Here is a 9,292-nt window from a genome sequence, read left to right as displayed (position 1 = left end):
CCTGTTCGTAGGCCTGGCGCAGGATGTACTGGCGGCACTCCGGGTTGGTGATCAGGCGGTACACGGCCAGGGCCAGGTTGTTGGCAACCAGCGAGTCGGCGGTGGAGAAGAAACCGAGATTGCGCATCACGATGCGGCGCTCGTCTTCGGTCAGCCCGTCCTGGCTCTTCCACAGGGCGATGTCGGCGGTCATGTTGACCTCTTGCGGCATCCAGTGGTTGGCGCAGCCGTCGAGGTACTTCTGCCAGGCCCAGTCGTACTTGAACGGTACCAGCTGGTTCAGGTCGGCGCGGCAGTTGATCATGCGCTTTTCGTCAACGGCAACACGGGCCGAGGAGCCTTCCAGCTCGGCCAGGCCTTCGGCAACGTCGAGGGCGTCGAGGGCAGCCTTGGCACGTTTGACGGCATCGGAGTCAGAAGCGGTGGCCGCACGGGCTTCCAGGGCGGCGGCACCACCGGCGCTGTCGAGCTTGTCGAGGGTGGCGGCGGCAGTGGCCTGCGCAGGGGTGTTGCCTTTGGCGGCTACTTCGCCGTCTTCTTTGTCGAATTCGTCCCAGCTCAGCATGGTTTGGCTCCTGCTTGAGGGTCGCCATGGGGCAACCGGTTGGATTTTAAGAATGTGATGCCTGACGCAAGGCCGTAACGGCGAATGGACAGCTCGAGAGGCTGACTCTCGTTTACATCTGAATGTGTTCTGGCTTGTCCTGGCCAGGCCTCGGGGAGGGGCCAGGACACTGAATGGCGCTCTTTTCAGAGGGCGCAAAGTATACCGGAATTCACCTTCGATCGGGGCGCATGTCTTGCGGGCGAGGGTAACTTTTTCGACCGGTTTTGCGTGCGTCCGTTCACGAAATGGCTGTGTTGTTCTACGGGGGGAGAGTGTAGCGCCAACCTATATCTTGTGCCAGTTTAAATTTTAAGGCACACCATATAGTGTTTAGGGAGAATTGTGTCGCGCGTCCCGGCGATGAGGCCGGGTCAGGCAACACGAGCTGCGGTGGCTACTTCTACCGAGCCGCGCGAGCGGCGGGCAAGGGCCAAGGTTTCTGTGAGGCGCGGATACAAAAATGCCGCGCGTGGCACCCGTAGGCACCCCGCGCGGCAGTCAGGCCTTACTGGCAGGCTTCGCAGTCAGGCTCGTCGATCGCGCAGGCCTTCGGCACTGGCGCTGGGCCGGCTGCCTGGACCGGGGCGCTGTCGCCACCGCTGGAAACGGCGTTGAGCTTGCCGGTGTTGATGGTCGACTTCTCGGTGCTGGTCGCGGCCAGGGCACGGAGGTAGTAGGTGGTCTTCAGACCACGGTACCAGGCCATGCGGTAGGTCACGTCCAGCTTCTTGCCCGAAGCGCCGGCGATGTACAGGTTCAGCGATTGCGCCTGGTCGATCCACTTCTGGCGACGCGAGGCGGCATCGACGATCCACTTGGTCTCGACTTCGAACGCGGTGGCGTACAGGTCTTTGAGCTCCTGCGGGATACGCTCGATCTGCTGCACCGAACCGTCGTAGTACTTCAGGTCGTTGATCATGACCGAGTCCCACAGGCCGCGGGCTTTCAGGTCGCGGACCAGGTACGGGTTGATCACCGTGAACTCGCCCGACAGGTTCGATTTCACGTACAGGTTCTGGTAGGTCGGCTCGATGGACTGCGATACGCCGGTGATGTTGGCGATGGTCGCGGTCGGCGCGATGGCCATGATGTTCGAGTTACGGATACCTTTCTGTACGCGGGCACGTACCGGTGCCCAGTCCAGGGTTTCTTCCAGGTTGACGTCGATGTACTTCTGGCCACGGGCTTCGATCAGGATCTGCTGCGAATCCAGCGGCAGGATGCCTTTGGACCACAGCGAACCCTGGAAGGTCTCGTATGCGCCGCGCTCATCGGCCAGGTCGCAGGACGCCTGGATCGCGAAGTAGCTGACCGCTTCCATCGACTTGTCGGCGAACTCGACGGCAGCGTCGGAGCCGTAAGGGATGTGCTGCAGGTACAGTGCGTCCTGGAAGCCCATGATGCCCAGGCCGACCGGGCGGTGCTTGAAGTTCGAGTTGCGTGCTTGCGGCACCGAGTAGTAGTTGATGTCGATCACGTTGTCGAGCATGCGCACGGCGGTGTTCACGGTGCGTTGCAGCTTGGCGGTGTCCAGCTTGCCATCGACAATGTGGTTCGGCAGGTTGATCGAGCCCAGGTTGCAGACCGCGATCTCGTCCTTGTTGGTGTTCAGGGTGATCTCGGTGCACAGGTTCGAGCTGTGGACCACGCCCACGTGCTGCTGCGGCGAGCGCAGGTTGCACGGGTCCTTGAAGGTCAGCCATGGGTGGCCGGTCTCGAACAGCATCGACAGCATCTTGCGCCACAGGTCTTTGGCCTGGATGGTCTTGAACACCTTGATCTTGTTGTACTCGGTCAGGGCTTCGTAGTACTCGTAGCGCTCTTCGAAGGCCTTGCCGGTCAGGTCGTGCAGGTCTGGCACTTCCGATGGCGAGAACAGGGTCCACTTGCCGTCATCGAAGACGCGCTTCATGAACAGGTCAGGCATCCAGTTGGCGGTGTTCATGTCGTGGGTACGACGACGGTCATCACCGGTGTTCTTGCGCAGCTCGATGAATTCTTCGATGTCCAGGTGCCAGGTTTCCAGGTAGGCACACACAGCGCCTTTGCGCTTGCCGCCCTGGTTCACGGCCACGGCGGTGTCGTTGACCACTTTGAGGAAGGGTACGACGCCCTGGGATTTACCGTTGGTGCCCTTGATGTAGGAGCCCAGTGCACGCACAGGGGTCCAGTCGTTGCCCAGGCCACCGGCGAATTTCGACAGCATGGCGTTGTCGTGGATCGCGTGGTAGATGCCCGACAGGTCGTCCGGCACGGTGGTCAGGTAGCAGCTCGACAGCTGCGGGCGCAGGGTGCCGGCGTTGAACAGGGTCGGGGTCGAGGCCATGTAGTCGAAGGACGACAACAGGTTGTAGAACTCGATCGCACGGGCTTCCTTGTCTTTCTCTTCCAGCGCCAGGCCCATGGCCACACGCATGAAGAACACCTGCGGCAGCTCGAAGCGTACGCCATCCTTGTGGATGAAGTAGCGGTCGTACAGGGTCTGCAGGCCCAGGTAGGTGAACTGCTGGTCGCGCTCGTGGTTGATCGCCTTGCCCAGTTTGTCCAGGTCGAAGTCGGCCAGGGCCGGGTTCAGCAGTTCGAACTCGACACCCTTGGCGATGTAGGCCGGCAGGGCCTTGGCATACAGGTCGGCCATCTCGTGGTGGGTGGCGCTGTCGGCGACGTTCAGGAAGCCCAGGCCTTCGGCACGCAGGGTGTCCATCAGCAGGCGGGCGGTGACGAACGAGTAGTTCGGCTCGCGCTCTACCAGGGTACGGGCGGTCATCACCAGGGCGGTGTTGACGTCTTTGATGGCCACGCCGTCGTACAGGTTCTTCAGGGTTTCGCGCTGGATCAGGTCGCCATCGACCTCGGCCAGGCCTTCGCAGGCTTCGCTGATGATGGTGTTCAGGCGCGCCATGTCCAGCGGCGCCAGGCTGCCGTCGGCCAGCGTGATGCGGATGCTTGGGTGCGGCTCGATCGCGGCGTCGGTGTTGGCGCGGGTGGCGCGCTCTTTGGCACGCTGGTCGCGGTAGATCACGTAGTCACGGGCGACTTTCTGCTCGCCGGCACGCATCAGCGCCAGTTCGACCTGGTCCTGGATTTCTTCGATGTGGATGGTGCCACCCGATGGCATGCGACGCTTGAACGTGGCGGTGACCTGTTCGGTCAGGCGCGCGACGGTGTCGTGGATGCGCGACGAGGCAGCGGCGGTGCCGCCTTCAACTGCGAGGAACGCTTTGGTGATGGCCACGGTGATCTTGTCGTCGGTGTAAGGGACGACAGTGCCGTTGCGCTTGATCACGCGCAGCTGGCCCGGAGCGGTCGCGGCCAGATCCTGGTTGGAATCGGCAGCCTGCGGCGCCAAAGCCTGCGGGTTCTCGCGAGTTGTGTCGGTTTGCATGGGTGGGTGTCTCCACAATTTCTATATGTTCAGGCGCCTTTTGGGCGCCCACCGTTCTGTCCACTCGTTCGACGGCCCTGGCGGGGATGCGTCATGCGCACGCATCCGCCCGCTCGGGCGTACCGACTTCGGGACAGACTCAGGAATAAGGGGCAAAGAACATGCCGCTCCCTGGCCGAAGTCAAAGGCTATGGGGCTAGCCCAAAAGCTGTTGCTCTCCATCTCCGCTGGAGCGGTTTGGTTGTTGAAACCACAATAAGTTCAGGCAGAAAAATCGCTTGAGTTTCTCTGCTGACTCGTGCTTGGGGTTGGTACGTGAAACCCAACATCTAGTGGTTCGCTGCGCTGGGGATACAAGATAATGCGGTATCGGGGGCTTTGCAAGGCGAGCGCCTGTGGATAACTTGTGCGTACTTTGTGAGTGAATAGTGGGTATTCGCTGTAGGCCTTGTACCAAGTGGTTTGCAGTATTTTTTTCTGCAGCTCGTTGCCCCAGTGCAGATTTTTCAGGGCGCGAACCCTAGCACAAAAAACGCTTCAGTCCAGGGGTGTTTCGGGTGAGGTTGGCAGTGCTGGGTGCGGGACGTAGTATCGGCAGGGGATGTTGCCTTTTGGTTAAGGCGGCGATGCCGGCGATGGCGCCGGCACAGGCAACGCAAAAACAACAGTCAAGGCAAACGCCATGGACCAACCCGTACCCCGCATCCTGATCGTCGAAGACGACCAGCGCCTCGCCGAGCTCACGGCTGAATACCTGCAGGCCAACGGTTTCGAGGTGGCAGTGGAGGGCGATGGCGCGCGCGCCGCCCGGCGCATCGTCGACAGCCAGCCAGACATGGTCATCCTCGACCTGATGCTGCCCGGTGAAGATGGCCTGAGCATCTGTCGCCGGGTACGTGGCCAGTACGCAGGCCCCATCCTCATGCTCACCGCCCGCAGCGATGAACTCGACCAGGTCCAGGGCCTGGACCTGGGTGCTGATGATTACGTGTGCAAGCCAGTGCGCCCGCGCCTGCTGTTGGCACGCATCCAGGCCCTGCTGCGGCGCAGCGAGCCGGCACAAGGCAAAACTCAAGAGCTGGCCTTTGGCGCCCTGCGCATTGACAATCGCCTGCGCGAAGCCTGGCTTGGCGAACAGCTGATCGAACTGACCGGTGCCGAGTTCGATCTGCTCTGGCTGCTGGCCAGCAACGCCGGGCGGGTGCTGTCGCGCGAGCAGATCTTCACCGCCTTGCGCGGTGTCGGTTACGACGGCCAGGACCGCTCCATCGACGTGCGCATCTCCAAGATCCGCCCCAAGATCGGTGATGACCCTATCCACCCCCGTCTTATCAAGACCCTGCGCAGCAAGGGCTACCTGTTCGTCGGCGATGCACCATGAACAACTCGATCTTCCTGCGCATTTATGGCGGCATGCTCGCGGTCCTGGTGCTGGTGGCCCTGCTCGGCGTGCTCAGCCTGCACCTGGTCAACGAGGTGCGCGCCGCCCAGCACCGTGAGCGTCTGGCCCAAGGCACGTTCAGCCTGATGGCAGACAACCTGGCCCAGCAGAATGAAACCGAACGCAAACGCTCGTTGTTGATGTGGGAGCGCTTGTTGGGCGTGCCCTTGGACTTGCAACCGATGTCAGCGCGCACCCTTGATGGAGGCCAGCGCGCGCGGCTCAATCGCGCCTTGGTGGTGGTGCACAAGACCGGCCCGCACGCCGCGCAGGTGCTGCGCAAGGTGGGCCAGGAAGACCTGCTGCTGGTGGCCGAGGTCAAGCAGGTCAGCGAGCAGTTGGCGCGGGCCACGCTCTATTTGCTCGCCGATGAACTGGTGCGCTACCCCGTCACCGAACAGCAACAGCGCCTGGCGCAGATCAAGCAGAGCAAGGGGTTCGGGTTTGGTATTGCCCTGCAGCGCCTGGAGCGCGTGGGCCTGGACGATGACCAGCGGCGCCGGGTAGAGGAGGGCGACACGGTCATGGCGCTGGGCAAGGATGGCGATTCGATCCGCGTGTTCGCAGGCTTGCCGGGCTCGCCCTGGGTATTGGAAATTGGCCCGCTGTACCAGCTCAACCCCTATCCGCCGCAATTGCTGGTGCTGATCGCATTCCTCGGCCTGTGCCTGATTGGCCTGGTGGTCTATTTGCTGGTGCGTCAGTTGGAGCGGCGGGTCTCGGGCCTGGAAATGGCCGCCACGCGCATCGCCCAGGGCAGCCTGGAAACCCGCGTGCCGGCCGACGATGCCGATTCGGTCGGGCGCCTCGCGGCAGCGTTCAACGGCATGGCCGAACACCTGCAGCGTTCGCTGAACATGCAGCGCGAACTGGTGCGGGCGGTGTCCCATGAGTTGCGCACGCCCGTGGCGCGTTTGCGCTTTGGCCTGGAAATGATCGAAAGCGCGCCGACCGATCAGGCCCGCGCCAAGCACCTGGCGGGCATGGACGGCGATATCCAGGACCTGGACAAGCTGGTCGACGAGATGCTGACCTACGCCCGCCTGGAGCAGGGCGCGCCGGCCCTGAAGTTCCAGCGCGTCGACCTGGATGCCTTGCTGGACCGGGTGATCGACGAACTGGCCCCGCTCAATACCGAAGTCAGGCTGGTGCGCGGTGCCTGTCAGCTTCAGGGTGGCGAAGAGGCCTGGGTCGAGGCCGAACCGCGCTATCTGCATCGGGCGCTGCAGAACCTGGTCAGCAATGCCCTGCGCCATGCCCGGGCAGAGGTGCGGTTGAGCTATGAGTTGGGCCAGCAGCGCTGCCGCATCGAAGTCGAAGATGACGGGCCGGGCATCCCCGAAGGTTACTGGGACCGCATCTTCACGCCGTTCACCCGGCTCGACGACAGCCGTACCCGGGCTTCGGGAGGGCATGGCCTGGGCCTGTCGATCGTGCGGCGCATCATCTACTGGCACGCCGGCCGGGCCACGGTAGGGCGAAGTGAAGCGCTGGGCGGTGCCTGCTTCAGCCTCAACTGGCCACGCGAGCAGGCGCCGCTGTAAGGCTTAAACGCTGACCAGGCTGAGCAGATGACCGTCCTGCACGCAGAACTGGCCTTCCAGCTCGACGCCATGGCGCCATTCGGGCGACAGGTCGATGAGCAGGCGCAGGCGTGCAAGGCCTTCAGGTGACCACTGCAGTATCTCGGCGTGCTCGAAGTAGAAGCGCTGCCGGGTCAGTGGGTAAAGGGTCTTGAACAGGCTTTCCTTGAGTGAAAAGGTCAGGGTAACCGCCAGGCCCAGCTGGCTGCGGTCCAGGCGCTCAAGCTCTGCCGGGGTGAGGATTTCGCCCATCAGCCGTTCGGCTCGCTCGTCGTCCAGCAGTGCTTCCTGGTCCAGCCCCAGGCCGCGGCAACTGCCGTGCGCTGCAACCACGGCCGCAGCCCAGCCTTTGCCGTGGGTGATCGAGCCGTGGATGCCCGTGGGCCAGATCGGCGAACGGTCTTCGTGGGTGCCGGGCACATGGTCACGGCCATCCAGGCGTTGCAGCGCGGCGCGCGCGCACACCCGGCCGGCCAGGTACTCGGCCTGACGCTTGGCCACCGAGCGTTGCAGGCTGGGGCTGGGTTCGATACCGGCACGCTGGAAGTCGTCGGCGGCCAGGCGGTTGGGGTCGAAGGCACAGCTGACCAGCACCGCGCCGGGCAACGGGCGGGGCAGGGGCCAGTGGTGCTGCAGCGGGTCACAGCAGGAAGGCAATCTGTTCATGGCGGTATTGTGCCAGCCGCTGTGGCTGTGTGGGAGATGGGCCGCGAAGCGGCCCGGCAATCTTCAGTCGAACGCTTTCTTGAAGAACGCCTGCATGTCCGCCCATGAACGCTCGTCCGCAGCCTTGTTGTAACCAATGTCCGGCCCGCCATGGGCGCCGTGGCTCAAGCGGTCGGCATCCGGGTTGGTGAAGCCATGCTTGGCGCCGGGGATGCTGACGAACTGATAGTTGACCTTGGCCGCGTCCATTTCGGCCTTGAACGCGGCGACCTGTTCATCAGTGACCATGCTGTCCGCCGCGCCGTGTTCCACCAGGATGTCGGCCCTGACCACACCAGGCTTGGCCGGCGTCTGGGTAGCCAGTGCACCATGGAAGCTCACCACGCCGTCCAGTTTCTCGCCGCGCCGGGCCGCATCCAGTACCACCTTGCCGCCGAAGCAGTAACCTACGGCGCCCAGTTGATGCTTGTTGACGTTCGGCTGCTTTTTCAGCAGTTCAAGGCCCGCGTCGAAGCGCGCGGCCGCCGCGGCCGGGTCCTTCAGCGCTTGGGCCATGAATGCCTGGGCATCCTGCGGGTGCTCGGTGTGCTTGCCGTCACCGTACATGTCGATGGCCAGCGCTTTGTAGCCCAGTGCCGCGAGGTCACGGGCACGACGCTTGGCGTAATCGTTGAGCCCCCACCATTCATGCACTACGACGATGCCCGGGCGTTTGCCCTCCAGTGCATCGTCATAGGCGTAGTAGCCGACCAGGCGGTTGCCATCGTCGTCCTGGTAGGGGATCTCTCGGGTCACTACTGCCGCCTGGGCAAGAGCGGCGCTGCACATCAGGGTCAAAGCCAGCAGGGCACGCATGTTCACTACTCCTTGTTTTGCAAACGTATCGTTCAGCCCCGGTTCAGCCAGGGTTCAGCCGCGGTTCAGGGCGTTCTGCTTACTCTAGCTTCCAGACCGAAACAGCGCATTCAACTGGAGTACAACGCCATGAAAACCTTCAATACCCTGCTTGCCGCCATGGCTGTCTGTGCAGCGGGCATGACCACCGCCCAGGCCGCCGACGACAACTTCGCCAGCCTGACCTACGGCCAGACCAGCGACAAGGTCCGCAAGTCTGGGCTGCTGCAACGCAACACCGACCACCTGAACGCCGACGGCATCATCGGCAAGGATGACACCTGGGGCGTGCGCCTGGGCAAGATCAACGACCAGGGTCGCTACTACATGACCTACGACAACGTCTCGGGCGACCACAGCGGCCTGAAGCTGCGCCAGGAGAACCTGCTGGGCAGCTATGATCTGTTCCTGCCGGTAGGCGACACCACCAAACTGTTCGGTGGCGGCAGCCTGGGCATGACCAAGCTGACCCAGGACTCGCCAGGGGCCAGCCGTGATACCGACTATGGCTATGCAGTGGGCCTGCAGGCCGGCGTAATCCAGGAAATCACCGACCGGGCTTCGGTTGAGCTGGGCTACCGCTATCTGCGTACCAATGCGGCGACCGAGGTGGGGGCGAGCGGCGGGCCGAAAGAGGGGACCTTGCGCCTGACCAGCAGTGCTCAGACCTACCTGTCGGCGAACTACAAGTTCTGATGCCCGAGTCGAGTTATCCT

At 63.1% G+C, this 9,292-nt stretch carries 7 protein-coding genes; 3 read left to right on the top strand and 4 right to left on the bottom strand.

What is annotated here, in order from left to right; genetic code table 11:
- On the bottom strand, window positions 1-565 hold a 565-nt coding region (locus ACIPZH_RS04525), incomplete at its 3' end, for a ribonucleotide-diphosphate reductase subunit beta (RefSeq protein ID WP_400635303.1).
- Between the two features lie 547 nt (window positions 566-1,112).
- Complete coding sequence (locus ACIPZH_RS04520; protein ID WP_400635301.1) at window positions 1,113-3,992, bottom strand: ribonucleoside-diphosphate reductase subunit alpha; 2,880 nt, start codon at window positions 3,990-3,992, stop codon at window positions 1,113-1,115.
- 682 nt (window positions 3,993-4,674) lie between these two features.
- Between ACIPZH_RS04520 and ACIPZH_RS04515 the strand changes: the two genes are divergently transcribed.
- Both ACIPZH_RS04515 and ACIPZH_RS04510 read left to right on the top strand, forming a co-directional pair.
- Complete coding sequence (locus ACIPZH_RS04515) at window positions 4,675-5,373, top strand: response regulator transcription factor (RefSeq protein WP_349976467.1); 699 nt, start codon at window positions 4,675-4,677, stop codon at window positions 5,371-5,373.
- Complete coding sequence (locus ACIPZH_RS04510; protein ID WP_241802732.1) at window positions 5,370-6,977, top strand: ATP-binding protein; 1,608 nt, start codon at window positions 5,370-5,372, stop codon at window positions 6,975-6,977. The genes ACIPZH_RS04515 and ACIPZH_RS04510 overlap by 4 nt, the downstream gene beginning before the upstream one ends.
- Before the next feature lie 3 nt (window positions 6,978-6,980).
- On the opposite strand, the gene ACIPZH_RS04505 is transcribed toward ACIPZH_RS04510, so the two are convergent.
- The gene (locus tag ACIPZH_RS04505; RefSeq protein WP_400635300.1) at window positions 6,981-7,682 is read right to left on the bottom strand and encodes a 4'-phosphopantetheinyl transferase; all 702 of its coding nucleotides are present in this window, start codon (window positions 7,680-7,682) and stop codon (window positions 6,981-6,983) included.
- A 63-nt stretch (window positions 7,683-7,745) separates the two neighbouring features.
- Window positions 7,746-8,537 carry a dienelactone hydrolase family protein gene (locus ACIPZH_RS04500; RefSeq protein ID WP_267821687.1) on the bottom strand — a complete coding sequence of 264 codons (792 nt, stop codon included), beginning with the start codon at window positions 8,535-8,537 and terminating at the stop codon, window positions 7,746-7,748.
- A 129-nt stretch (window positions 8,538-8,666) separates the two neighbouring features.
- Between ACIPZH_RS04500 and ACIPZH_RS04495 the strand changes: the two genes are divergently transcribed.
- Window positions 8,667-9,272, top strand: coding sequence for an outer membrane protein (locus ACIPZH_RS04495; RefSeq protein WP_400635297.1), 606 nt, complete (start codon window positions 8,667-8,669; stop codon window positions 9,270-9,272).
- Window positions 9,273-9,292: the final 20 nt, after the last annotated feature.

This window comes from Pseudomonas sp. NPDC089758 (assembly GCF_044748705.1).
Classification (GTDB): Bacteria; Pseudomonadota; Gammaproteobacteria; order Pseudomonadales; family Pseudomonadaceae; genus Aquipseudomonas; species Aquipseudomonas putida_X.
This window is presented reverse-complemented; position numbering and strand designations above follow the sequence as displayed.